Origin of the sequence: Leptotrichia rugosa, assembly GCF_041200005.1 — a bacterium.
GTDB classification, from domain to species: Bacteria; Fusobacteriota; Fusobacteriia; order Fusobacteriales; family Leptotrichiaceae; genus Leptotrichia; species Leptotrichia rugosa.
Genome location: NZ_CP165644.1, coordinates 214,719 through 237,990, shown reverse-complemented (window position 1 = coordinate 237,990; position 23,272 = coordinate 214,719). Strand labels below are relative to the sequence as shown.

The 23,272-nt window shown below is 29.6% G+C and carries 26 protein-coding genes; 2 read left to right on the top strand and 24 right to left on the bottom strand.

The genetic code is table 11. The annotated features are described in order from the left end of the window. Window positions 1-75 precede the first annotated feature (75 nt). The 14 genes from AB8B22_RS01155 to AB8B22_RS01090 form a co-directional block, all read right to left on the bottom strand. Window positions 76-1,290 (bottom strand): S1C family serine protease, encoded by a 1,215-nt coding sequence (locus AB8B22_RS01155; RefSeq protein ID WP_094079320.1) that lies wholly within the window; start codon window positions 1,288-1,290, stop codon window positions 76-78. A gap of 307 nt (window positions 1,291-1,597) precedes the next feature. Then, entirely contained in the window at window positions 1,598-2,317 is a 720-nt protein-coding gene (locus AB8B22_RS01150) for a YebC/PmpR family DNA-binding transcriptional regulator (protein WP_094079321.1), read from the bottom strand. Window positions 2,318-2,440: 123 nt separating this feature from the next. Next, a complete protein-coding gene (locus AB8B22_RS01145) occupies window positions 2,441-3,040 on the bottom strand; it encodes a histidine phosphatase family protein (protein ID WP_369711267.1) in 600 nt (199 codons plus the stop codon). 16 nt (window positions 3,041-3,056) lie between these two features. Further along, the gene (cobS, locus tag AB8B22_RS01140) at window positions 3,057-3,803 is read right to left on the bottom strand and encodes an adenosylcobinamide-GDP ribazoletransferase (protein WP_369711266.1); all 747 of its coding nucleotides are present in this window, start codon (window positions 3,801-3,803) and stop codon (window positions 3,057-3,059) included. A 25-nt stretch (window positions 3,804-3,828) separates the two neighbouring features. Next, window positions 3,829-4,458, bottom strand: coding sequence for a Holliday junction branch migration protein RuvA (gene ruvA / locus AB8B22_RS01135; RefSeq protein WP_369711265.1), 630 nt, complete (start codon window positions 4,456-4,458; stop codon window positions 3,829-3,831). A 15-nt stretch (window positions 4,459-4,473) separates the two neighbouring features. Beyond that, window positions 4,474-5,259, bottom strand: coding sequence for a glutamate racemase (gene murI, locus AB8B22_RS01130; RefSeq protein ID WP_369711264.1), 786 nt, complete (start codon window positions 5,257-5,259; stop codon window positions 4,474-4,476). Between the two features lie 65 nt (window positions 5,260-5,324). Further along, window positions 5,325-5,492, bottom strand: coding sequence for a hypothetical protein (locus tag AB8B22_RS01125; RefSeq protein ID WP_369711263.1), 168 nt, complete (start codon window positions 5,490-5,492; stop codon window positions 5,325-5,327). A gap of 189 nt (window positions 5,493-5,681) precedes the next feature. After that, window positions 5,682-6,506, bottom strand: coding sequence for a D-alanyl-D-alanine carboxypeptidase family protein (locus AB8B22_RS01120; protein WP_369711262.1), 825 nt, complete (start codon window positions 6,504-6,506; stop codon window positions 5,682-5,684). Window positions 6,507-6,737: 231 nt separating this feature from the next. Beyond that, window positions 6,738-7,502 carry a TatD family hydrolase gene (locus AB8B22_RS01115; RefSeq protein WP_369711261.1) on the bottom strand — a complete coding sequence of 255 codons (765 nt, stop codon included), beginning with the start codon at window positions 7,500-7,502 and terminating at the stop codon, window positions 6,738-6,740. 68 nt (window positions 7,503-7,570) lie between these two features. After that, the gene (locus tag AB8B22_RS01110) at window positions 7,571-8,176 is read right to left on the bottom strand and encodes a hypothetical protein (RefSeq protein WP_369711260.1); all 606 of its coding nucleotides are present in this window, start codon (window positions 8,174-8,176) and stop codon (window positions 7,571-7,573) included. A 30-nt stretch (window positions 8,177-8,206) separates the two neighbouring features. Next, window positions 8,207-8,896, bottom strand: a complete 690-nt coding sequence (locus AB8B22_RS01105) for a hypothetical protein (protein ID WP_369711259.1) — start codon at window positions 8,894-8,896, stop codon at window positions 8,207-8,209. A 64-nt stretch (window positions 8,897-8,960) separates the two neighbouring features. Continuing rightward, window positions 8,961-9,503, bottom strand: coding sequence for a DUF6892 domain-containing protein (locus AB8B22_RS01100; protein ID WP_369711258.1), 543 nt, complete (start codon window positions 9,501-9,503; stop codon window positions 8,961-8,963). 139 nt (window positions 9,504-9,642) lie between these two features. Beyond that, window positions 9,643-10,074, bottom strand: a complete 432-nt coding sequence (locus AB8B22_RS01095; protein WP_314080186.1) for a lysozyme inhibitor LprI family protein — start codon at window positions 10,072-10,074, stop codon at window positions 9,643-9,645. Between the two features lie 38 nt (window positions 10,075-10,112). Continuing rightward, entirely contained in the window at window positions 10,113-10,592 is a 480-nt protein-coding gene (locus tag AB8B22_RS01090; RefSeq protein WP_369711257.1) for an S-ribosylhomocysteine lyase, read from the bottom strand. A gap of 155 nt (window positions 10,593-10,747) precedes the next feature. Here AB8B22_RS01090 and AB8B22_RS01085 point away from each other — a divergent pair, with 155 nt between their 5' ends. Together AB8B22_RS01085 and AB8B22_RS01080 are read left to right on the top strand one after the other, a co-directional pair. Then, entirely contained in the window at window positions 10,748-11,671 is a 924-nt protein-coding gene (locus AB8B22_RS01085; RefSeq protein ID WP_369711256.1) for a hypothetical protein, read from the top strand. A gap of 88 nt (window positions 11,672-11,759) precedes the next feature. Beyond that, window positions 11,760-12,215, top strand: coding sequence for a low molecular weight protein-tyrosine-phosphatase (locus AB8B22_RS01080; protein ID WP_369711255.1), 456 nt, complete (start codon window positions 11,760-11,762; stop codon window positions 12,213-12,215). A gap of 108 nt (window positions 12,216-12,323) precedes the next feature. On the opposite strand, the gene AB8B22_RS01075 is transcribed toward AB8B22_RS01080, so the two are convergent. The 10 genes from AB8B22_RS01075 to AB8B22_RS01030 form a co-directional block, all read right to left on the bottom strand. After that, window positions 12,324-14,231: a S8 family serine peptidase gene (locus tag AB8B22_RS01075; protein ID WP_369711254.1), complete on the bottom strand. Its 1,908-nt coding sequence runs from the start codon at window positions 14,229-14,231 to the stop codon at window positions 12,324-12,326. Window positions 14,232-14,383: 152 nt separating this feature from the next. Beyond that, complete coding sequence (locus tag AB8B22_RS01070; protein WP_369711253.1) at window positions 14,384-15,748, bottom strand: PFL family protein; 1,365 nt, start codon at window positions 15,746-15,748, stop codon at window positions 14,384-14,386. Window positions 15,749-15,775: 27 nt separating this feature from the next. Beyond that, on the bottom strand, window positions 15,776-16,051 hold the full coding sequence (locus tag AB8B22_RS01065) for an ACT domain-containing protein (RefSeq protein WP_068156222.1): 276 nt from the start codon (window positions 16,049-16,051) through the stop codon (window positions 15,776-15,778). 264 nt (window positions 16,052-16,315) lie between these two features. After that, complete coding sequence (locus AB8B22_RS01060; RefSeq protein ID WP_369711252.1) at window positions 16,316-17,299, bottom strand: FAD-dependent oxidoreductase; 984 nt, start codon at window positions 17,297-17,299, stop codon at window positions 16,316-16,318. Between the two features lie 104 nt (window positions 17,300-17,403). After that, the gene (locus AB8B22_RS01055; protein WP_369711251.1) at window positions 17,404-18,261 is read right to left on the bottom strand and encodes a DMT family transporter; all 858 of its coding nucleotides are present in this window, start codon (window positions 18,259-18,261) and stop codon (window positions 17,404-17,406) included. Window positions 18,262-18,347: 86 nt separating this feature from the next. Then, window positions 18,348-20,411 (bottom strand): ATP-dependent DNA helicase RecG, encoded by a 2,064-nt coding sequence (gene recG / locus AB8B22_RS01050; RefSeq protein ID WP_369711250.1) that lies wholly within the window; start codon window positions 20,409-20,411, stop codon window positions 18,348-18,350. Window positions 20,412-20,430: 19 nt separating this feature from the next. Continuing rightward, complete coding sequence (locus AB8B22_RS01045; protein ID WP_094079339.1) at window positions 20,431-21,228, bottom strand: energy-coupling factor ABC transporter ATP-binding protein; 798 nt, start codon at window positions 21,226-21,228, stop codon at window positions 20,431-20,433. A 51-nt stretch (window positions 21,229-21,279) separates the two neighbouring features. Next, window positions 21,280-21,807 carry a hypothetical protein gene (locus AB8B22_RS01040; protein ID WP_369711249.1) on the bottom strand — a complete coding sequence of 176 codons (528 nt, stop codon included), beginning with the start codon at window positions 21,805-21,807 and terminating at the stop codon, window positions 21,280-21,282. Window positions 21,808-21,846: 39 nt separating this feature from the next. After that, window positions 21,847-22,659, bottom strand: a complete 813-nt coding sequence (locus AB8B22_RS01035) for a hypothetical protein (RefSeq protein ID WP_369711248.1) — start codon at window positions 22,657-22,659, stop codon at window positions 21,847-21,849. Further along, window positions 22,656-23,219: a macro domain-containing protein gene (locus AB8B22_RS01030; RefSeq protein ID WP_369711247.1), complete on the bottom strand. Its 564-nt coding sequence runs from the start codon at window positions 23,217-23,219 to the stop codon at window positions 22,656-22,658. The genes AB8B22_RS01035 and AB8B22_RS01030 overlap by 4 nt, the downstream gene beginning before the upstream one ends. Between the last annotated feature and the right edge of the window lie 53 nt (window positions 23,220-23,272).

The following is a 23,272-nucleotide window of genomic DNA, read 5'->3' as shown; positions in this document are numbered from 1 at the left end:
TTTACTATAAAAATTAATTTTTGTATATAAAAAAATCCATTTAATAACAATTTATCAAATGAATTTTTTTATTTTTTATCTTCCAAATTGTTGTTCATATTGTTGCTGCTGCTGTTGTCTTTGTTGCAAAATTTGCTGCTGCTGCAATGTATTTGGTGTCTTTGCCAATGTAACTGCTACATTTATTTCTTTTCCATTTCTTGTCACAGTTAAATTAGTTTTTTGACCAACTTTTTTAGCTGCAATTTCTCCCACAAAAGCTCCTGCTGAATTTATTTCTTTTCCATCAACTGCTGTAACTACATCATTTTTAGCAAGTCCCGCTTGTGCTGCTGGACCATTTGCAACAGTTCCTGCAATATATATTCCATTTGACGATTTCAAATTCAACGCTTTTACTTTTTGCGCATCTAAATTATCCAAATAAATACCGATATATGGTTTTTCAAATTTTCCTGTGGCAATGATCGAATCTTTTACTCTCACAACTAAATTTGAAGGAATTGCAAATCCAAGTCCCACACTTCCACCGCTTTGTGAATAAATAGCTGTGTTAACTCCTATTACTCTTCCGCTTATGTCAATTAACGGACCTCCACTATTTCCTTGATTAATTGCGGCATCCGTTTGAATGAAGTTTTCAATTTGCTCGATTCCAAGTGAACTTCTTCCAGCTGCACTTACAATTCCAGCAGTCATTGAGTCATTAAGCCCCATTGGATTTCCAAAAGCAATTGACCATTGTCCAATTTGAACCTCATCTGAATTAGCAAATTCCAAAGGTTTAAATGTTTCGTTTGAATTTATCTTTAAAACGGCTATATCAACTTCTGGTGAAGTTCCCACAAGTTTGGTCTTATATTCTTTTCCGTCAGAAAATTTTACAAAAATTTCGTCCGCACCATCAATTACATGATTATTTGTCACAATGTAACCATCTTTAGAAACGACAAATCCTGAACCTAATGCTCCAGATTCCCTTGTTTCCTGTCCACCTGAATTTCCAAATAATAATGCTTCTAGTGGATTATAAGTATTTACTTTCACAGTCTTTTTAGTTCTAATATTTACAATCGAATCTTTTGCGCTGTTGTGAATACTAACAAATGCATCTTGTGTCTGAACTGCATTTTTAGTATATTTTGGTAATTCTTGCAAAGAAATTGATTTTTCTTGTGTATTTTTTTGGTCGCTTTCTGATGCACCACTTGTTTTACTTGATTTATCAGAACAGCTTAAAACAAATAGCAGCATTGAAACTAATATTAAATATTTTTTTTTGTTTTTCATTTTTATTCCTTCTTTCTTATTTTCTTAACTTTTTTACTTTCTTAATTTTTTTCTTTTTTATTTTTCTTTTTTTCTGAATCTTATGTAAACTACTCCCACTTGTAGGAAGTCTACGGCTTCTTGCTATCTTTTGTTAAAAAATTTTTATTTTTTTTATTTGAAAAGGATTTTAGCAAATTTTAATTAGATTGAACTTTGATAATTCTTGTTCTTAACTTTTTTATATTTTAAAATAATTATTTCGTTTTTTTCAAAAAAATAAAAAAAGCGGAAAAAATTTGTCCGCTATATTTTATCAATTTTTAGATTATAATTCCCCTGCATAGTTGTGGTGAACTTTTTGCACATCGTCATCATTTTCCAAAACTTCAATTAATTTTCTTAATTTTTGTAAATCATCATCGCTAAGGGTTTCCACTTCGATTGACGGCAAATACTGAATATCAGCTTCTAGCAATGTGTATCCAGCTTCTCTAAGCGCATCTGCCACTTCATCAAAAGAACTTGGGTCAGTTGTGATGTAAAAACTGTCGTCCAAAGTTTCCATATCTTCCATTCCAGCGTTTAATGCAACTTCCATCAACGCTTCTTCGTCAATATCGTCAGTTTTTTCAATTATAATTTCACCTTTTCTTCCAAACATATATGAAACGGAACCAGAAACTCCAAGTTTTCCCCCATTTCTGTCAAAAGCATGTTTTACAGACGAAGCAGTTCTATTTTTGTTGTCAGTTAATGTTTCCACAATAATTGCAACCCCTGCAGGTCCATATCCTTCATAATTTAATGTTTCAAATGATGTCGAACCATCTGTTCCCGCACCTTTTTTAATCGCTCTGTTGATGTTGTCGTTAGGCATATTAATTGCTTTTGCTTTTTCAATTGCGTGTTTCAGTGCGACATTAAATTCTGGATTTTCCCCACCTCTTGCTGCAACTGTTATAAGTCTTACAAGTTTTGTAAATGATGCAGCTCTTTTTTTATCTTGCGCTTCTTTACGACCAGCTATTGTACCGTGTCTTCCCATTATTTCCTCCTATTTTTCATCTAATCTAAAATTTTTAAATAATATTTGCTTTAACAAATTAATACATATATACTAACATAAGCACTTTTAAAAGTCAATAATTTATGTTTTTATAAAAATATTTTATCTATTTATATAATTAAAATAAACAAAATTATCTTTTGTCACAGTCATTTTTGTAATACTTCCATTGTCAACTTTAAAATTCCAGTAAAAATCCAAGTTTTTTGTAAGATAATAGCTGATTAGCGACTGAATTACGCCGCCGTGGACAACTACTAAAATTTTTTTATTTTGATAATTTTTTATGATTTCTTCGGTTTTTTTAACAATTCTATTTTGCAATTCAAAAACACTTTCGCTACCTTCAACTTTAAAATATTTCCAATTATTTTCTATTTGCTCAATGTAATAAGGATTTTCAGCTTCAATTTCTTCATAGGTCTTCCCTTCCAAAATTCCAAAATTAATTTCTCTCAATTCTTTTGTAAAATTTCTTTTGACTTTATTTGAAATTTCAAGTATTTCAAGACTTTGTCGACATCGTCTCAAGTCGCTGCAAAAAACAACATCTATTTTTTCTTCAAATTTTTGTAACTTCAATTTTGTCTTATTTAACTGCTCAATCCCAGTTTGATTAATATCTGGGTCAAGATGCCCATAAAATAATCTGTTTTTATTATGGTCTGTTTCCCCATGCCTAATAAATAATAACTCTGTCATAGTTTTTCCCCTTTTCTCACTTCAAAAAAATCGCTAAAAATAATACAAAAATTGCCGTCAATTCAAGCGCCGCCCCCATCGTGTCACCAGTCACGCCGTCAATTTTCTTTTTTACAAACTGCATAAAAAAAATTATAAATAAAAAAGCTCCTAAAAATAGCTCAAATCCTCTAAAACTAAATATTAGAAAGGATAAAGCCGCCGCTAAAATTATCGAAAAAATTCCTTCAAAAGCAGAATTTTGTGAAATTATAAAATTGCTCATCCCATTTTTTCTGGCATAATCTGAAAAAGCGGCATTTACTGGAGTGGCAAGTCTTGCTAAGACTGGATAAATTATCAAATATTTTAAATTTATCGAAAAAATTTCTGAAATAAATAAAATTTTTGCAATAAAATATAAAACTAAAATTATCGCTCCATTTGTCCCAATTCTCGAATCTTTCATTATTTCAAGCATCTTTTCTTTTTCTCTATAACTAAAAAGCCCGTCAAATGTATCACAAAGCCCATCAATATGAATTATTCCAACTACCATTAATTCTATAACTATAACAATCAAAGCATTTATCAAATTATTTTTTGAAAATTTTACCAAAATTATGCTCGAATAATATAAAATAAGTCCAATTGCCAATCCTACAAGCGGAAAAAATTTTATTGATTTTCCAAGTTTTTTTGGATCGTAGTTGACTTTTATGGGAATTAGGATTCTTGTCATAAATTTCGTCAAAATGATAAGCTGCTCAAAAATATTTTTCATTTTATATTCTCATTTCTATTTTTTATTATTTTCTTTTTTTACTTTGAATTTTTTGCAGCACAATTTTTATTACTTCACTTATGTCACCAATTTCACAAAGTTCTTCGTCTGTTATCCACTTTGAAACATCTTCATTCTGATAGCCAAGCGAATCAAGCGCTAATTTCAAATCTTCTTTTAAAATTAAAACTTCACTCTTAAAACTAATCTGGGAATTTTTATTCTTTTCTTCAAAACTTTCTGAAATATTCAATTTTTTCACTTTATCCTTTAAGTCCAAAATAATTTTCTGCGCTTTTTTTAATCCAAGTCCTGGCACTTTTGTAAATATTTTTATTTCATCAACTGACACAATTTCTATCACTTCTTTCACTTCAAAAGTCGACAATATCGCAATTGCAAGTTTTGGACCGACACCACTTATCGTGATTAATCCTTTAAATAATTCTCTCTCATTTTGTGTCTTAAATCCATAAAACGAAATATTATCTTCCTTCACATTTGTAAAAATATAAAGTTTTTCATCTTTCCCAATTTCGTTTAATTTTTCAAAAGTTTTAAGAGAAATATAAATTTTATAAGCCAGTCCGTTTATGTCAATTGCCACATAATCTACTTTTTTTATAGCTAATTTTCCAAAAATGTATTCAAACATATTTTTCCCTTCGTTTTAAAGTTTTACCAACTCAACTTTTTCAATATTTTCGTCCAAAAACATAATTCCAATTTCCTTAAATTTATCTTTTCCGTCGGTTACATAATATTTAACTTCTCTATTTTTTGTCGCATCATTTTTTAATAAATTTTTCTCCTCCAAAATTTCTTTTAAATCAAGTGCAGTTTCTCTCGCAGGATCAACAATATTTAAGTTGGTATAAATTTTCCCAATTGCACTTTTTAATAGCGGATAATGAGTACACCCCAAAATAAGCGTATCAATTTCTTTTTCAAAATCATCCAAATATGTCTTTATAATCTGATCGACAAGTTTTCCGTCCAAAATTCCTTCTTCCACCGCAGGAACAAATAGTGGACAAGCTTTTGCAATAACTTTTACATTTTCACTTAATTTTTTTATTTCTTCTTCATATCTTTTAGAATTCACGGTTGCCTTCGTTCCAATAACTCCGATATTTCCAGATTTTGTCGTATTTATTGCAGTTTTTGCTCCAGCTTTTATAACCCCTATTATTGGTATCTTAAATGTTTTTTTTAATTCTTCCAGCGCCAATGCCGTAGCTGTGTTACAAGCAACTACAATCGCACTAACTTCTTTGTCCAGCAAAAATTCCACAATTTCTTTTGAATATCTAGTTATCAGCTCTTTTGTCTTTTCTCCATACGGAACTCTCGCCGTATCTCCAAAATAAAATATTTTCTCATTTGGCAAAACTTTTCTAATTTCTTTTAAAACGGTAAGTCCGCCGATTCCAGAATCAAATACTCCAATTGACATCTATTTTTCTCCTCATTTTATTTTTTGTAAAATAGAAAATTGAGCTGTAAATACAGCTCATAATCTTATTTCATTATTAATTCCCCAGTAAAAGTTTGAATACCGTCTGTTGCGGTGTATGTTCCGACTACTTGTCCTCTACTTTGTCTTGAAATTCCTGGATTTAAAGTAACACTGTATTTTAAACGCGGCTTTTCTTTTGCTTCAATTTCCACATCCTTTGCCGGATACAAATTAAATTTGTCATTTCCAATTTTTACTATCGCAACTATATCATTTTTATTAACTACTTTTATTTTTCTAGTTCCATCACTATTTCTTCCAACTAACGAATTAAAAAATTGAGAAATTTTGTTTCCTTTATTTGGTGACGAATTATTATTATTATTATTATTATTTGTATTTTGTGCATAATTATTGTTTCAGTAGTATCCATTTGCATAATATTCGTTTATTTCTCGAGCTCCAATTGCATTTCTATCTTTGGCATGAGCAGAACCTAAAATTACGGTAATCATTCTATTTCCGTCACGAATTGCTGTAAGTACAATATTTGACCCAGCTGCATCGTGATAACCTGTCTTTAATCCATCAACTCCAATGACATTTCCCAAAAGAGTATTAGTTGAAGAAACTTTTGTATTTCCATTGTCAATATAATCCACTTTATTTCTTGAAAAATCTAAGTAATCGCTGTAATCTTTTACTACAATTTGCGCCAATTTATATAAATCTCTTGCGTTTCCCTGATCCATGCAAGAACCTGTATAACTTGGTGGCAATCCGTTTGGAGAACAATATCTTAGTGAATACAGACCAAATTGCTGAGCTTTTTGATTCATCATATTTACAAAATTTGGAATGCTTCCTCCCACAAATTCTCCTAGTGCATAAGCTGCATTATTTGATGATTTTATAATTGTCGCTTTCAATAAATCTCTTACTGTATATTGTTTTCCTGCAACTAAAGTCACTCCATAAGGAACTTTTGCCGCTTTTGCCGAAACTGTAACTTTGGTGTCATAAGAAATTTGTCCACTTTTTATTTTATCCATTGTCAAAATTACAGTCATAATTTTTGTTACAGATGCCAGTGGTCTAACTGTACTGCTATTGTCCTCTTTAATTATATTCCCGTTTACATCTCCCACTAAAAGTGCTTTATAATCAAAATAGTCTTCTGAAAAAGCCATTGAAGATACTCCAAAAAATAACATTGAAAACAATATTTTCTTATTCATTTTCATTCTTTTGTTTTCCCCTTTTCAATTTTTACTTTAGTAAACCTATTTTATATTTTCTTATAAATTTTTTCAATTTTTTATAACTTTTAAAATTTATTTTAGAAAAAATTTTTTATAAAAAAAAATAAAATTACTAAATAAGTTCATTACTAACACTCAATACTAACATATTAATATTAGTTTTTTATTTGATTAATCAAAATATATTTTTTATATTCAGTTTTTTTATTATATTTATTTTATCCCATAAATTCTCTTTGCATTCTCCGTAGTCACTTTTATAACTTCTTCCACAGAAATTTCCTTAATTCTAGCAATTTCTTCAGCAACATATTTCGTATAAATTGGCTCATTTCTTTTTCCTCTAAAAGGAACTGGCGTCAAGTACGGACAGTCTGTTTCCAAAACTATTTTTTCCAAAGGAAGTTCTCTCACAAGCTCTTTCGTCTTTTTATTATTTTTAAATGTCAAAGTCCCACCAATTCCGATATAATATCTATCTAAAAGTGGTTTTGCCGCCTCAAGCGATCCCGGATAACAATGCAAAATCCCACTAACATTAGGATATTCCTTCAAAACATTAATCGTATCCTGCAACGCTTCCCTCGTATGAATCACAACAGGCTTTTTCACCCTTTCAGCAAGTTCCATCTGCTTTTTAAATATAGCAATTTGCACATCTTTCGGATCTTCCATCCAATGATAGTCCAGTCCAATTTCCCCGATCGCAACAACCTTTTCCTCATTTAAAGCCAATTGCTCCAATTCTTTTTCCACTTCATCATTATATTTTTTTATATCCACAGGATGAACTCCAATTACTGCATAAATAAATGGATATTTATTTGCAAGAGCCACACTCGTAAGCGAAGTTTCCAAATCACACCCAATAACAACAGCACTTTCCAATTGCTCCTCAATCCGTTCCACAACTTCATCAAAATCTTCTGCAAATTGCTCGTCGTAAATGTGTGTATGTGTGTCTATTATTTTTGCCATTTCAATCCTTCCTTTTTTACAAAAAATTTTTAATTTTTATATTAAAAAATTCCAATCTTATTAATTTTCTATTTTAAATTATTCATTATAATATTCCATTTTCCATTAATTTTTGTTGCTTCAACAGTTCCTTCTTTTTCATCAAATTCTTTTATATCCTTAATTTTATCTGAAACCGTTTTTGATATTATATCTATCAAGGTTGGCAGCCATTTCTTTTGAAAATCTTCCCCTGAAACATTTGACAAATATTTTATTGATTTTCCAGTTTTTTGCTCAAATGTTTTATTTATTTTTTCTTGGTCTTCAGCTCCCAAAAGAGAATTAAAATTTAATTTTGGTGCTTTTAAAACAAATTTTAAATCTGCACTTGAATTAGAATTATAATTTATCTCCTTAATACGATATTCCATATTTCTCATATATTCTTTCAAAATTTCGCCCAAAAATCTTGCTCCTAATTCATCTTTTTGTTCTGCAATCTGATTGTCAACCTCTTTTATTCCTTCAAGAGTATCTCGTTTTATATTTTCCAAAAAAACTTTTTCAATTTCCAAATTGTTCTTTTCAATTTCTGACTGCTGAATTTTCACATTAGGCTTAACTTCAACCTTGTAATTTGCTGAAAATCCAAGACTTGTTGTTAGTAAAAATAACATTAATATCTTCTTCATTTACTCATACTCCATTCTCATTTATTCAAATTATTTTCCAAAATTTTCAAACATAGAATCAAAAATATCAAGTCCATCAGTTTCTAATGTCTCTTCATCTTTATATTCCCATCCTTTTTTCTTTCTTTCCAAAATCATCTTATTTTTATTAGTCATATACTCAAACTGATTATTATCCAATATCTTTATTATTTCATTTTGATATTCAGACAAAATTATTGCATTTGCTTTCAGTCTTTCTTCATTGGATAATTTTTGAATTTTTTCATTATCCAATTTATATCCCAATTCTTTTGAAACTTTATCTTCCAGTTTTTTATTAAATTCTTCAGAGAACATAATTTCAAAAATATTCGGAGATTTTTCAGTATAAATTACTTCCACTTTATTTTTTGAAATAAAATTAATCTTTTCAATTTCATAAATTGTTTTTTCATAGACTTTATTATTCATCAAAACATCAGGTACATTCACTTTAAAATTTTTTTCACCAGTTTCCAAATTAGTATTTTCCGAATATCCTATACCCTTATTTTTACTTTCTATCCTATCTGAAATTTCTTTGTTAAAAACTTCAACAACTTTTTCGCTTTGATTTTTCATTTCCTCTTCTGATAATTTTAAACTCTTATTTTTCATAATTTCAAAATTTTCTTTTTTTAATTCAAATGAAAAATTTAATGAAAAAACAACTAAAAATAAAATCAGTATTTTTTTCATAAATCTCCTTTTTTATATTAATTATTTGAAAAAATCTAAAAAACTATAATTTTTAAATTTAATTTTATTCCACTTCAATTCCGCTTTCCCTGAATTCATCTAGCAATTCCTCATCACAACAAGAGATAAAAATTACTTTTTTCAAATTTTTCAATTTTTCAAATCCTTTTACACTTTTTATTTCAAATAATTCATCTTCTCCATCCCAATTTGGACAAAGAATACCATAAATTTCAAGTCCACCACCAATACAAATTTCATCTACTTTTTCTAAATCTTCTTCTGTCAATTCTACATTTTCTAAAAATTTTAAAATTGGTTCAACTATAACAGGATTAATAAAATTTCCTATTTCAAAAACATAATCATCATATTTTTCTTCTAATTTTTTAGTAAATTCTTTAAATTCATCAACAAAACTCGCATTTTTCCCAAGTAAACTTTCCAAAACAACTAATTTAAACCTAAAATCCTCAAACATTCCACTTTTATCAACCATTTTATAATTATCGGGATAAAATTCTCCAAAATCCTCTTCTTCAAATTCATCCATTTCTGATTTTCTCAAAAATTCTTCGATATTTTCTTCTTTTAAAATGTAAGGCATTTTTCCTCCTCAATCCGTTCCACAACTTCATCAAAATCTTCTGCAAATTGCTCGTCATAAATGTGTGTATGTGTGTCTATTATTTTTGCCATTTCAATCCTTCCTTTGTTACAAAAAATTTTTAATTTCTATCATATTTTTATTTCAATTTTTCATATTTTTTTGACAATTCAATAGCTCTATTTCTAGTCGATTTTACCAATGATTGAGTATATGCCAATCCGTAACCTGTCCCACAACTTTTATGTTCATCTACAACATCACAAAATTTATTTCCTTCTGCTTCTGCTACTTTATCTCTTATTTTTATCCATTCTCTTTCTTCATTTCTCAATTTTATTTGTTCAGCTTTTGACAATTTTGACATTAACAATTTGTACACTTTACTAAGTTCATTATCCCAGCTTTCATGCATAATTACAGCTCCCTCTTTCATTTCCACATTGCTACTTAAATTTCGCTCTAGCATTTCCTGTCTAGCATCCATTCTATCTGTCATATCACTCGTATAACTAGCAAAACTGCTAATTGAAACCATTAAACTTCCAACTAAAATCATTACTTTTTTCATATAAATCCTTTCTCTTTTATAAAAATTTTTAAATCCTTTTATTCAGGATAAACCAAATTCGCTTCCGTCAAATTCTCCAAAGTTTCTTCCAAAAATCTTTTCGACTCAAAATTAGCCATCGCCAAGTTTTGATCTAAATAGTTTCCACATTCAATTGCAGTCGCTCCTGGGATTTCACCTTTAAATTCTGCCATAAATTTGTAAAGTTCCTTCATTAAGTCAACGATGTCCTTAGATTCTAATTTTCCTTTCAAAATTACATAAAATCCAGTTCTGCAACCCATTGGTCCGAAATACACAACTTCATCTTTCCAAGTTGGATGATTTCTTAAAAATGTTGCTCCTAAATGTTCCATTGTGTGAAGTTCTGCGATATTTATTACTGGCTCTCTGTTTGGCAGCTTCATTCTCACGTCAAAAGTTGTGACGTAATTTCCATTAATTTCATCAATTCTTGACACATAGATTCCTCTGTTTAATTTTTTATGATCTACTGTAAAACTTGCTATTCTTTCCATTTTTTTCTCCTTTTAATCTTTTTTCTTATCAAAATCATATCACAAAAATTTAGAAATTTGAAGTTATTTGTAAAATTAATTGAATTAAGTTTCATAATTTTTCACTTTATAAAATCCTGAAAATATGATAAAATTACTAAAAAAGGAGGAATTTCATGAAAACTGTTATTTTACTTGGAGCACTAATAGCTTCCTTGACATCTTTTGGATTTTTTAAAAAATCGCCAAAAGCAAAAAATGAAAATGTGAAAAAAGTTGTTAAAAAGGCAGATAACTTAAATCAGAATAAAAACGTAACTAAAAATATCAATATCAACGAAGATAAAAATATAAATTCTCAAAACTTGAGTGAAAGACCGAAATTATCAATTTCAAAAGAAGAACTTAATCGTGTGGCTAAAAAAATTTTTCAAAATGAAGCTGCTGGGAAAAAGAATGACTTGGTCGTTTGGAATAGCGGAGAGAATTTCCCGTCACTTGGGATAGGACATTTTATTTGGTATAAAAAGAATGAAAAAGGTAAATTTGAAGAAAGTTTTCCACCACTTGTGGAATTTTATAAATCTAAAAATATTGAATTGCCAAAAATTATTAAAGATAACAAATTTGCGCCTTGGAAAAGCCGAGAAGAGTTTTTGAAATTAAAACAAAATAATAATCCAGAAATTACTAAACTAATTAATTTTCTTTACAACACGCAGGATACACAAATTGAGTTTATTTTTAACCGTCTGGAAGATTCGCTGGAAAAAATGTTAAAAGTTGCAAAAAATAAAGAAAATGTCAAAAAGCAATTTTACCGTGTTGCAAACTCGCCAAATGGCTTATATCCATTAATTGACTATGTAAATTTCAAAGGTGAAGGAATTTCACCATCAGAAACTTACAATGGACAAGGATGGGGACTTCTGCAAGTTTTAGAAAATATGAAAGGTTCTCAAACTGGAAGAGCTGCACTTGAAGAATTTAGCCAGTCGGCAAAATCTGTGCTTGAGAGAAGAGTGAAAAATTCTGGTGCTAAAAATGAGCAAAAATGGCTTAGAGGATGGTTGAACCGTTGTGAAACCTACAACAATTAATCTTATTTTTTATTTTTAAGATTTATAATTTTAGAATTAGAAAATTTGATTTTTTTGAGAAAAACCTAAAAATAGAAGGAGTCAAAAAATGAAAAAAGTATTATTTGTCTGTCTTGGAAATATTTGCCGTTCTCCAATGGCTGAGGCTGTTTTTAAAAAAATGGTTAGTGATGAGAATTTGCAAGATAAAATTATAATCGACTCTGCGGCTACAAGTTCTTGGGAACACGGAAATCCTGTTCATCACGGAACTCGTGAAAGATTGAAAAAAGAAGGAATTTCTACTGCTGGAATGTACTCTCGAACCCTTGAAGACTCAGATTTGGATTCTGATTATATCATTGGAATGGATGAAAATAATATAAAAGATATTAATTCATTTATAAATGGAAGAAAAGCAGGAGAAGTTAAAAGACTTTTGGAATATACTGGAGAAGCTCGTGATATTGTTGACCCTTGGTTTACAGGGGATTTTGAGCAAACATTTGTCGATGTTACAAAAGGCTGTCAGGCTCTGTTAAAAAAATTGAAAGAAGAAATTTAAAAAATTGAAAATAAGGAATGTTTGAACTTCATCTCAAATCTTGTCTTTATTCAAGATTTTTGATTAAATTCATTTAAATTCCTTATTTTAATTTATTATTTTTTTATTTTATTTTTGTGTCATATATTTATAAAATTCATAAGTATCAGTAAAATCCCATTTACCAGTCAGCTTATAAGAATAATCGTGTGCATAAACTTGATTTTTTGTACCAAAAAATTCATTTTCTGGCATTTTTTCCAAATTCCAAACTCCTGTTATATGGTTGTAATGTTGATTTAAAAATTTATTATATTTATCGTAATTTTTAAAATTCTTAGTTTCTATTTTATCACTCTGAGTAAAGTAGAAAAGTTTTGGAATATCAATCACTTTTGTTTTATTTACTTCAATATCTTCCCTGTCTTCATTCACAAGCGTATATTTAGCACTCGGACATGCTTCAATTTTCCCACCAGCAAGTACAACCTTATTCGCATTTCCACAAAGTTCAAGAGTCGCCCCTTCATAGACAACTATCGTACTGTCAGGTATATTTCCAGTAAGTTTCAACGTTCCTTCCAAAACTTGAGTTTCTCCGCCATAAAGCAAATCCCCAGTTATAGTCAATTTATGTTTCCCGGCTTTTCTAAGTCCTGGTACATATTTACTAGTTTCCTTATAAAAATTTTCTTCACTTGGCAAATAATTTTGTATCGTCAATCTTTTTGTTTTACTGTTATCATTTTTATCAAAAGACACTATATAACTCGATGTTCCACTTGGTTTGTCACTTAATCCGCTGTCTATATCGTTACTCCATACCCAGTCAGTTTCCGGCTCAGCCCAAAAATAAATATCGTTACTTTTTTTATTGAAAATTTTATCATACATCCCAGTATAAAATTTATTTTCTTCAATCAATCCCGCATTCAAATTTGTCGGACCATTAAGTGCTTTTCTTATATCCACAATTCCCCAGCCCATCTGATTGTCAAGTCTATCTCTTTCACGATAAGCTGTTGTCAAAAGAATTTCTTTTACCTGATGATAAGTCAGCCCCTTAAATTTATTCAAAATCAGTGTTGCATATCCAGCAGTTCTAGGCGTTGCAAAACTTGTTCCAAATTTATTTGAGCCATCTACTCTACTATATATATTTCCAAGTGCTACTATCGTATTTCCACGTGCATACAACGCATCTGCTCCAACTTCATTATTCATTTGCGACATCGTACATTTACTTGAAAAATCTGATATTCTTTTACCTCTATAACTTTCATTTAGCAAAATAGGATTTGTTACATCTTTTTTCCCTGGAACAAAGCAATTTGCAGCATCAACCATTATTCGCTGACTTCTAAATAATTTTTCAACTTCATCACTATACAAAGGAAATTTTGCGGTTGCATCATTAAGTATTACATCGGCATTAGAACCATTTTTCCTTTTTTCAGCATTCGGAAGAGCTATTATTAATAAATTTCTATCATCTGTATTTGTTGTCGCAAGTCTTGGCATATAATTATTTAAAAGCGTTTCATTTATTACATTTCCAAAATACCATGCATTATCTGTCAACATGTACGGAGAATAATATGACGTACTTGTACTGTATGAAAATATTCCTTCCATCATATTCCATTCATTTTCAGCACCATAATTTATCACTTGACTCGCATCAAGTCCTGCTGTTTCAAGGAAAGTTTTTGTGACAAGTGTCGTATGGTCTTCACCTGCTTGATCTTTTAACGGATGTTTCCCTATTTTTTTCCAATTTTTAGGAAGATATGTTCGTGGTAACTCACCCCCAACTTCTTTTTCCCAATTGTCATAACCTGTTGTATTATCCGTTATAGCATAGTAAATTTGACCTTTTTTATACTCACTTTTTTGATATTTTACAATATTTTCTTTCACATCGTAATCAGATACTTTTGTTTTTTTATTAGTATAATTCAACTTTGCACAAAAAATATTCACATTTAAAACTATGCTAAAAAGCATTATTAAAAATTTTATTTTTTTCACACTCATCTCCTTATTTTTAATTTATTTTCAAAAATATTTTATCAAAATAAAAAATAAAAAGAGAAAATTATTTAAAAAATTTTCTCTTTTAATATTGTTTTTCTTTAAATATTTAAATAATTTTTATATACAAACAAATATATTATTTTATCCCCAAATTAATTTTTCAAAGCTTGAATTGGAGGCGCAACTTTTCCACCACGATTTATTAAAACTGAACAGTCCAAATTATTTATGTCAATTATGTCAGCTTCTCCCAGAAGTCCTCCAAATACGACTCTGTCTCCAGCTTTTTTATTTGGAACTGGAATTAATCTCACTGCCGTAGTTTTACTGTTTACCATTCCAATTGCCATTTCATCAGCTATTATACCAGAGATAACAGCTTCTGTCGTATCTCCAGGAATTGCTATCATATCAAGTCCAACTGAACAAACACAAGTCATAGCTTCTAATTTTTCAAGATTTAAGTGTCCTTTACTTGTGGCTTCTATCATTCCCTGATCTTCACTTACCGGAATGAATGCTCCTGTCAATCCTCCAACACGAGTCGCAGCCATAGCTCCACCTTTTTTAACGGCATCATTTAAAATTGCAAGTGCTAAAGTTGTCCCATATGCTCCGACAGATTCCAAGCCAAATTCTTCCAACACATTTCCCACGCTATCTCCAACTGCTGGAGTTGGTGCAAGTGATAAATCTATTATTCCAAATTCAACGCCAAGCCTATTTGCAACTTCTTTCCCAACCAATTCTCCCATTCTTGTGATTTTAAAACTAACTTTTTTTATAGCCTCTGTAATTTCGTCGATTTTAGCAGTTTTTGAAATGTTTGCAAGTGCGTGTCTTACAACTCCAGGTCCACTTATTCCCACATTTAGCACGATATCGGGATTTTCTACACCGTGAAATGCTCCAGCCATAAAAGGGTTGTCAGGCACAGCATTTGTAAATACAACAAATTTTGCCGCTGCCAGTCCATTTGCTTCCTTTGACAAATTAGCCAGTTCTTTTACAGTTTTTCCCATCATTTTTACTGCATCCAAATTGATTCCTGACTTTGTCGAACCGACATTTACTGAAGAGCAAACACGGTCAGTTTGAGAAAGTGCAGCTGGAATACTTTCAATCAATCTCAAATCCCCTTTTGTAAACCCTTTATCAACAAGTGCCGAAAATCCACCGATAAAATCAATTCCGATTTCTTTTGCAGCTTTATCTAACGCTTTTGCAAAAATAGTGTAATCAGTCGCATCTGTAGCATTTCCAATTATTGCAATCGGTGTAACAGAAACTCTTTTGTTTACGATTGGGACATTGTATTTACTAGCCACTTCGTCTGCGATTTTTACCAAATCTTTTCCATTTTTTACAATTTTGTTGTAAATATTTTCAGCTGTTTTTTCAGCCGATGTTTCGATACAGTCCAATAGGCTGATTCCCATTGTAACAGTTCTCACATCCAGATTTTGCATCTCTATCATATCTATTGTTTCCAGTATTTCGTCTGGTAATAAATTCATTTTTCCCTCCTAATTTTCTTTCTAAAATTATATTCTGTGCATTGTTTTAAAAATTTCTTCATGCTGCAAAAATACTTTTACTCCGATTTTTCCTTCAAAAACTTTAAATTCTTCCTGCAATTTTTTAATATCTACATTCTTTTCAACTTCCACTAACATTATCATAGCAAAAATATTATCTTCAAAAACTTTTTGAGTTATATCAATAATATTTAATTTTAGCTCACTCAATTTTGTCGACACATTTGCAACAATTCCTGTTTTGTCTTCTCCAATAACAGTTATAACAATTCTCTCTTTCATTTTGCCCTCCAAAATATATTTTTTTGTTTTTTATAGGTTAATTATATAATAATTTTCAATGTTTAGCAAGAAAATTAGAAATTTAAAATGAAATAAAATATTTAAAGAAAAGTTTTAATTTCAATATTTTTTATTTATTTTTGTTTACAGAATGTTATTTTGTTTAATGTAGTTTTTTATTTTTTTACATAAAATTTTTATATTATTAGAGATTTTATCAAAAAAAAAGACCTATGAAAAACTTCATAAGTCTAAAAAATTTTATTAATATTTTGTGATTAAATAATCAAATGCGCTAAGTGCTGCTTTTGCACCCTCTCCCATTGCAACAATTATTTGTTTTTGTTTTATGCTTGTAACATCTCCTGCAGCAAAGATTCCTTCCACCGAAGTTTCATTATTTAATGGATTTATTACAATTTCCCCCACTTTATTCAATTCAACTAAATCTTTTACAATTTCACTGCTTGGAGAAAGTCCGACTTCGATAAATATTCCGTCCAATTTTAAAGTTTTTTCTTCGTCTGTAGCTCGATTTTTATATTTTAAATTTTCCACAAATTCTGTTCCTAAAACTTCCGTAGTTGCTGAATTTAAAATTACATTCACATTTTCACGCTGTGCCAATTTTTCCTGTAAAACTTTGTCGGCTTTCAATTCTGGCATAAATTCAATTAATGTAACATTTTTTGCGATTCCCGACATATCAAGTGCAGCTTCCACGCCTGAGTTTCCACCACCAATTACAGCGACATCAAGTCCTTTGTAAAAAGGTCCGTCACAAGTTGAGCAGTAATGCACTCCTTTTCCAACATATTCAGCTTCTCCAGGAATATTAAGACTTCTAGGTTTTGCACCAGTTGCTAAAATTATAGTTTTTGTCTTATATTTTTTTCCATCGTCAGTAACAAAAATTTTATCTTTTCCATCAAGCAAAATTTCTTTTACAACATGCCCTTCTTTAAACGCAATTTCATACTCCTTTAAATGATTGTGCAAAGTTTCGGCAAATTTACTTCCAGTTGTAGAAACTGTTCCTATTATATTTTCAATTTCATTTGTGTCCAAAACTTGTCCTCCAACTTTTACTCCAACCATCGCAACAGCTAAACCTTTACGAGCCGCATAAATCGCACTAGAGACCGCTGCTGGTCCCGCTCCAATAACAGCCACGTCATAAAGTTTATTTTCATCAATTTTTTGTAGTTTTCCTTCGTCTAAAACACCTAAATTTAAGCTAAAGTCCATTTTTACCTCCAAATTTTATATATAAAATTATTATAATTTTGTAATTATTATAATTAATTTTATAATATTTTTTCAAAAAAGTCAAATTTTTTTAATTATAATTTTTAAATTTCTGACAAAACTATTGAAAACAAAACTATTCCAGCTCCAATAATTACCTTCAAGCTTAGGACTTCGCCCAATAAAAAAAATGCAAACATTGGTGCAAACAGTGATTCTGTCGACATCAAAAGTGAAGCTCGTGTCGACGTTGTAAATTTTTGACAGACCGTTTGCAAAAGTGTCGGAACTATCGTGGAAAATATTGTCAAATAACCGACTGAAATCAGCGCCATTCCTTTTAAATCCGAAATTTCTCCAGGATTTGAAAAAATAAAAAAATTTATTACAAATAGAATTCCAGCAAATATCATTTGCAAAAAAATTAATTTTAACGGCTCAACTTTTCTTGAAAAAAATCCAGTTGTTGCTATTTGAAACGCAAAAAATATCGCACTTATTATTGTCAAGATATCTCCAAAATTAATGTCAGACAAATTTAAATTTTTATCAAAACTTATGACTCCAATTCCAATTACACAGATAACGGAGCAAATAAAAGTCATCGCTTTTGGCTTTCTTTTGTGTAAAATCCAAAAGATATACGGTACAATTATCACATTTATCGAAGTAAAAAAAGCATTTTTACTAGCCGTTGTAAGCATTGCGCCGTAAGTTTGAAAAGCGTAACCAAAAAATTGAAAAATTCCTACAACAAGTCCCGCAACAATATCTTTTTTTCTAAATTTTTTCATTTTTTTTAAAAATACGAGATAAAATAAAATTCCTCCGACTAAAAATCTTAATGCCGACAGATAAAATGGATTAATTCCCGTATTTAACCCAATTTTTACAAACACAAAACCCAGTCCCCACAATATTCCGACTATTAACAGCCCGAAATCCGCTACATACTGTTTCACAAAATTCTCCTTATTTTTTATTTTTTTTACAAGGGATAAAGACCCTTTTCTATTATAAAAAACACTATTTTTTTATAATTTTACTCTTATTCTGCACGGAAAAACTTTTTATAAATATCCATTTTCAAAAACTCATTCTCAATTTGCCCATTATTTTTTTCCAAATACCAAATGACAAAATCATGAACTTTTTTAATTTCTTTAACATTTCTTACAATGTCGGTAAAAACCATATCTGATACACCACTTTGCTTTATCCCCAAAATTTCTCCCGAATTTCTCAGTTTTAAATCCTCTTCAGCTATTTTAAACCCATCTGTCGTCTTTTCCATAACTTCCAGTCTTTTTACCGAAACTTCATTATTCGTTTTGGATTCCAAAAAACAATAGGATTTGTGGCTTCCTCGACCGACACGCCCTCTCAACTGATGAAGCGATGAAAGTCCAAATCTTTGTGCATCCCTGATTACTATAACTGTCGCATTTGGCACATTCACTCCAACTTCGATAACGGTTGTCGACACCAAAATGTCAATTTTATGATTTTTAAACTCTTCCATAACTTCCTGTTTTTCCTTATATTTTTGCCGCCCGTGAATAATATCTATTCTTCTATTAGGAAAAATATCTTTATATTCTTCAAAAGTTTCCTGAGCCGATTTTACATTCAAAGTTTCACTTTCTTCAATTAATGGCGAAACAATATAAATTTGTCTTCCTTTTTCTATCATTCTGTCGATAAAATCATACATTTTCCGTTTTTCAATTTCATCTTTTATCCATTTAGTCTTAATTGGAGAGCGACCGCTCGGCAATTCATCAATTATCGAAACATCCAAATCTCCATAAATTGTAAGTGCTAAAGAACGGGGAATCGGAGTCGCACTCATAACTATAAGATTTGCCAGATTTCCTTTATCTCTTAGTAATTTTCTCTGTCTTACCCCAAATTTATGCTGTTCATCGATTACAATTAATCCAAGATTTTTAAAAACCACATCTTCTTCAATTAAAGAATGTGTCCCAATCACAATATCTACAAGTCCTTCTTTTATCTCATTAAGTAATTTTTCTCTTTTTTTCCCTTTAACACTTGCCGTTAAAAGCTCAACTCTTATGTCAAGTTTTGAAAATTCATCTATAATTCCCAAATAATGCTGAATTGAAAGAATTTCCGTCGGTGCCATTATCGCACCTTGATAGCCATTTTCAATCATGTAGAGAAGAATTACAAAAGAAACTATCGTTTTCCCTGAACCGACATCACCTTGAATAAGTCTATTTACAATTTTCCCAGCTTTTAGTTCTTTATAAATTTCCGTTATTACAGTTTTTTGAGCTTTTGTAAGTTCATACGGCAAACTTTTTATAAATTTTGAGACAAGGCTCTTTTTATCCTCCAATTTATAAACATTTTTATTATTTTTCTCACTTTGAAATCTGCTTTGCAAAATTCCCATTTCCAGAAGTAAAATTTCCTCAAACATAAATCTTTTTTGTGCTTCTTCCTTTTTTGCTTCACTTTCTGGAAAATGAATATTTAGCATCGCTTCTTTTCTACCAATAATTTTCTCTTTTTTTAAAAACTCATTCGGCATATTTTCATAAAGCAAATATCCATAGCTATTTAGTGCAGCTTCAATAATTTTTCTTATGGAAATTTGTCTTAAAGATTCTGTAGACGGATAAATTGGCAAAATTTGATTTTCTTTTTTAGTTTCAAAATACTCTTCATCAATTTTTTTATACTCAGGATTTATAATTTGCATTTTCATCCCTTTTTTAACTTTTCCGTAAACCATAATTTCATTTCCAACTTTTACATTATTTTTCACATAGCGGTTGTTAAACCAGAGAAGTTCCATCATTCCAGTCTCGTCACTTAAAACTGCCGACACCATAACCATTCCTCTTTTAGCAAATCTACTTACAATATTTACAACCGTCCCTTTTAAAATGACAAATTCCTCATCCAAAACTTCGTTTATCTTTTTATAATTATCTCTATTTTCATAAGCTCTCGGAAAATGATAAAATAAATCATAAAGTGAAAAAATTCCTAATTTTTTTAATTTTGGAAGATTTATTTTTGTGACTCCTTTAATTTTTATTTCATCAATATTTTTGTAAAGCAAAGAATATGAACTCACACTCTCACCCCCAGTAAAACTAATAACTTTCCACAAATTCTTCAATTGACAGGATATTTTTATTTAGATTAATTTCTCGTGCCAAGTCGCTTATATTTGGCTGTTTTAACATAGCTTTTTTTAGAATTTCCAAATCCCAAAAAATATCTCTTTTATCGCCATCTGCAATTATTTTTCCATTTGTCATAACAACTATTCTGTCAAAATTATTCACAACAAATTCCATATCGTGAGTTATCGTAATTACAGTTTTCCCTTCTTTATTCAATCCTTCAATTAAATTGTGCAAAACTTGCATACCAAAATAATCCTGTCCAGCAGTTGGCTCATCCATAATTACGACATCACAGTCCATAGCAATGATGGACGCAATAGTTACAAATTTTCTCATCGAATAGGGAAGATTGTAAGGATTTTCCTTTTTAAACTCACTAAGTTTGGTAAGTTTCATCGCTTTTTCCACAAGGCTATCAAGTTTTTCCTTAGAATATTTTAACTTTTTTGCTCCAAAGGCAATTTCGTCAAAAACATTGTTATGAAAGATTTGATCCATCGGATTTTGAAACACATATCCGACCTTTTTGCTCATCTTAGCCACAGAAAAATCTTTAGTATTCCAACCGTCAACAATCACTTCTCCTTTTTCCGCCTTTAAAAGTCCATTTAACATCTTCACAAAAGTCGTCTTCCCAGCTCCATTTTGTCCAATAATTGCAAGTTTTTCGCCTTTTTCAACTTTAAGAGAAATATCATTAAGCACATTTTCAGTTCCGCTCGGATATTTAAAACTTAAATTTTTAACAGTAATAAAACTCATAATTGCCTCTCCTTCAAAAATTTTATTAAACAATTATCTTTAATAATTATTCTATTGTTCCAGCTCTTCTTTTTTCTTCTTCATATATTCTGTAACTGCTCTAAAACTAAAAAAAGTCCCAAATATTATAAAAGTTACTGATATTATTAATAAATTTCTGTAAAAAAATTGTTGATTAAAAATTTCATTTAACGAATAAAAAAACTCTGCTGTAAATTTTGTTTTCTTAGTTGAACTTATAAAATATGCCAGTTCAGTCGCATTTCCAAGATAAATTGTTATAATTGCTGGAATATATGCGAGAAAAAGTACTGACAGCAATTCTTTATTTGAAGGCTCTTTCTTTTCTTTTGGTGCAAATCTGCTTCTACTATTATCTTTTTCTTTTTCAAAATTTTTTTTATCATATCTATTTAATCCATATGTCCAACCACTACATATCCCTAAAAAAATCAGCGCTTCAAAAAAAGGTATGTATTTATTAACAAATATTTTAAAAAGACAGTATAGGCAATAAACAATTGTCATTACAAAAAATAACAAAATAATTCCTAATAAGCCTGACAAGCATCTTTTCATCAAAATTTCCCTTTCTCACTTTCTAAATTTTCTTATTTTCTAATAGAATTTAGGATATTTTTTATCAAAATTTTCTATTAATTTTTTTAATAAAATTTCCTGACAAATTACTGTATTTTTAGCTTCAATTTCAAGAATCGTATTCTTTTTCAAATCACTTACTGTAATTGTGCCAATTTCAAATTCAATATTATAATTTTCCCAATCATAAATCTCATTATCAAATGTTACAGACTTATTCGATACTTGTATTTTAGGAGAACTTTCAAAAATCTGAGTCAATTCCTGCAATCCTTCTTCACTTGAAAATAAAAATTTGTTTTTCACAAAATCTTGATTTTGAAATGGAAAAATCTCAACTCCGCCATTTTCAATATTTTCTACTGCTTTTGAAAAATTTTTTTCTAAAAAATATTTTTGAAATACTGAAAATAAGTCATAATCATACCCGCTTCCGTCTATCTTTTTCCAATTACCACCATCAGGTTTATACAAAATTTTAGAAAACTTCTTCATTTGAAATACTCTATTATCCTTAAAGAAAAAATATTTTAAATTTTCATAATACACTTTCTCTTTTTTGAAAATAAAATAATCATCATAAAATTCTATGTTAGGAAATTTATTTTTGTAATAAAAAATAAACAATCCATTTAATAAGACAAATAGTATAAATAAAACTATTAAAGTTGAAACAGAAGACACGCTAAAGCCTTTTTCCATTTCTTTTTTAACTGAGAAAAGCAACATTATATCCAAAAATATTAAAATTCCTAAAATTTGTATTCTTGGTTTGGAATAAAATATAGTCCAGTCTATTTTTATAATTTTTTTCAGTTTCCCTTCTTTCATAAAATCCCTTTCTCTTCCAGTAATTTTTGATAAATCTTAAAATTTTCATTTTCAAAACATACAAAATTTACCTTTTCTATAAAATCGCTTTTCTCCAAATATTCTACTACAGCATTAATAGCTGTTTTTGCAGCTAAATCTTTTGGAAATCTGTACACTCCTGTCGAAATATTTGGAAAGGAAATATTTTTTAATTTATTTTTTTCAGCCAATTCTAAACTTGAAATATAGGCTTTTTTTAACAACTTTTCTGCAAATAATTTTGCTTCATTATTTTTTCCTGACTGCCAGACAGGTCCAACTGTGTGAATTACATTTTTGAAAGGCATATTTCCTGCTCTTGTAATAACAGCTTTACCAACATCGCATTTTCCTTGAGTATTTCGTATTTTTTGACAATCTTTGGCTATTTCCTTCCCGCCTTTTCTATGAATCGCACCATCGACACCGCTTCCTCCAAGTAAAGAAGAATTTGCAGCATTTACAATTACATCAGCTGGATATTCGGTAATATCGCCTTTTACAAGCACAATTCTATTTTTCAAATCTTTTGGTTCCATAATTTTTCCTTTTTAACAAATATTTTTAAGATTTGCTTAACAATTTTTATTTT

What these genes read in the sequence shown, in the direction of transcription:
- AB8B22_RS01105 (WP_369711259.1), bottom strand. Translation starts at nt 8,896, where the DNA reads ATGAAAAAAATACTGATTTTATTTTTAGTTGTTTTTTCATTAAATTTT.
- AB8B22_RS01120 (WP_369711262.1), bottom strand. Translation starts at nt 6,506, where the DNA reads ATGAAAATGAATAAGAAAATATTGTTTTCAATGTTATTTTTTGGAGTA.
- AB8B22_RS01075 (WP_369711254.1), bottom strand. Translation starts at nt 14,231, where the DNA reads ATGAGTGTGAAAAAAATAAAATTTTTAATAATGCTTTTTAGCATAGTT.
- AB8B22_RS01095 (WP_314080186.1), bottom strand. Translation starts at nt 10,074, where the DNA reads ATGAAAAAAGTAATGATTTTAGTTGGAAGTTTAATGGTTTCAATTAGC.
- AB8B22_RS01150 (WP_094079321.1), bottom strand. Translation starts at nt 2,317, where the DNA reads ATGGGAAGACACGGTACAATAGCTGGTCGTAAAGAAGCGCAAGATAAA.
- AB8B22_RS01155 (WP_094079320.1), bottom strand. Translation starts at nt 1,290, where the DNA reads ATGAAAAACAAAAAAAAATATTTAATATTAGTTTCAATGCTGCTATTT.
- AB8B22_RS01145 (WP_369711267.1), bottom strand. Translation starts at nt 3,040, where the DNA reads ATGACAGAGTTATTATTTATTAGGCATGGGGAAACAGACCATAATAAA.
- AB8B22_RS01110 (WP_369711260.1), bottom strand. Translation starts at nt 8,176, where the DNA reads ATGAAGAAGATATTAATGTTATTTTTACTAACAACAAGTCTTGGATTT.
- AB8B22_RS01080 (WP_369711255.1), top strand. Translation starts at nt 11,760, where the DNA reads ATGAAAAAAGTATTATTTGTCTGTCTTGGAAATATTTGCCGTTCTCCA.
- AB8B22_RS01115 (WP_369711261.1), bottom strand. Translation starts at nt 7,502, where the DNA reads ATGGCAAAAATAATAGACACACATACACACATTTACGACGAGCAATTT.
- murI (WP_369711264.1), bottom strand. Translation starts at nt 5,259, where the DNA reads ATGTCAATTGGAGTATTTGATTCTGGAATCGGCGGACTTACCGTTTTA.
- AB8B22_RS01085 (WP_369711256.1), top strand. Translation starts at nt 10,748, where the DNA reads ATGAAAACTGTTATTTTACTTGGAGCACTAATAGCTTCCTTGACATCT.
- AB8B22_RS01040 (WP_369711249.1), bottom strand. Translation starts at nt 21,807, where the DNA reads ATGAAAAGATGCTTGTCAGGCTTATTAGGAATTATTTTGTTATTTTTT.
- AB8B22_RS01070 (WP_369711253.1), bottom strand. Translation starts at nt 15,748, where the DNA reads ATGAATTTATTACCAGACGAAATACTGGAAACAATAGATATGATAGAG.
- AB8B22_RS01045 (WP_094079339.1), bottom strand. Translation starts at nt 21,228, where the DNA reads ATGAGTTTTATTACTGTTAAAAATTTAAGTTTTAAATATCCGAGCGGA.
- ruvA (WP_369711265.1), bottom strand. Translation starts at nt 4,458, where the DNA reads ATGTTTGAATACATTTTTGGAAAATTAGCTATAAAAAAAGTAGATTAT.
- cobS (WP_369711266.1), bottom strand. Translation starts at nt 3,803, where the DNA reads ATGAAAAATATTTTTGAGCAGCTTATCATTTTGACGAAATTTATGACA.
- AB8B22_RS01030 (WP_369711247.1), bottom strand. Translation starts at nt 23,219, where the DNA reads ATGGAACCAAAAGATTTGAAAAATAGAATTGTGCTTGTAAAAGGCGAT.
- AB8B22_RS01065 (WP_068156222.1), bottom strand. Translation starts at nt 16,051, where the DNA reads ATGAAAGAGAGAATTGTTATAACTGTTATTGGAGAAGACAAAACAGGA.
- AB8B22_RS01090 (WP_369711257.1), bottom strand. Translation starts at nt 10,592, where the DNA reads ATGGAAAGAATAGCAAGTTTTACAGTAGATCATAAAAAATTAAACAGA.
- AB8B22_RS01100 (WP_369711258.1), bottom strand. Translation starts at nt 9,503, where the DNA reads ATGCCTTACATTTTAAAAGAAGAAAATATCGAAGAATTTTTGAGAAAA.
- AB8B22_RS01060 (WP_369711252.1), bottom strand. Translation starts at nt 17,299, where the DNA reads ATGGACTTTAGCTTAAATTTAGGTGTTTTAGACGAAGGAAAACTACAA.
- AB8B22_RS01035 (WP_369711248.1), bottom strand. Translation starts at nt 22,659, where the DNA reads ATGAAAGAAGGGAAACTGAAAAAAATTATAAAAATAGACTGGACTATA.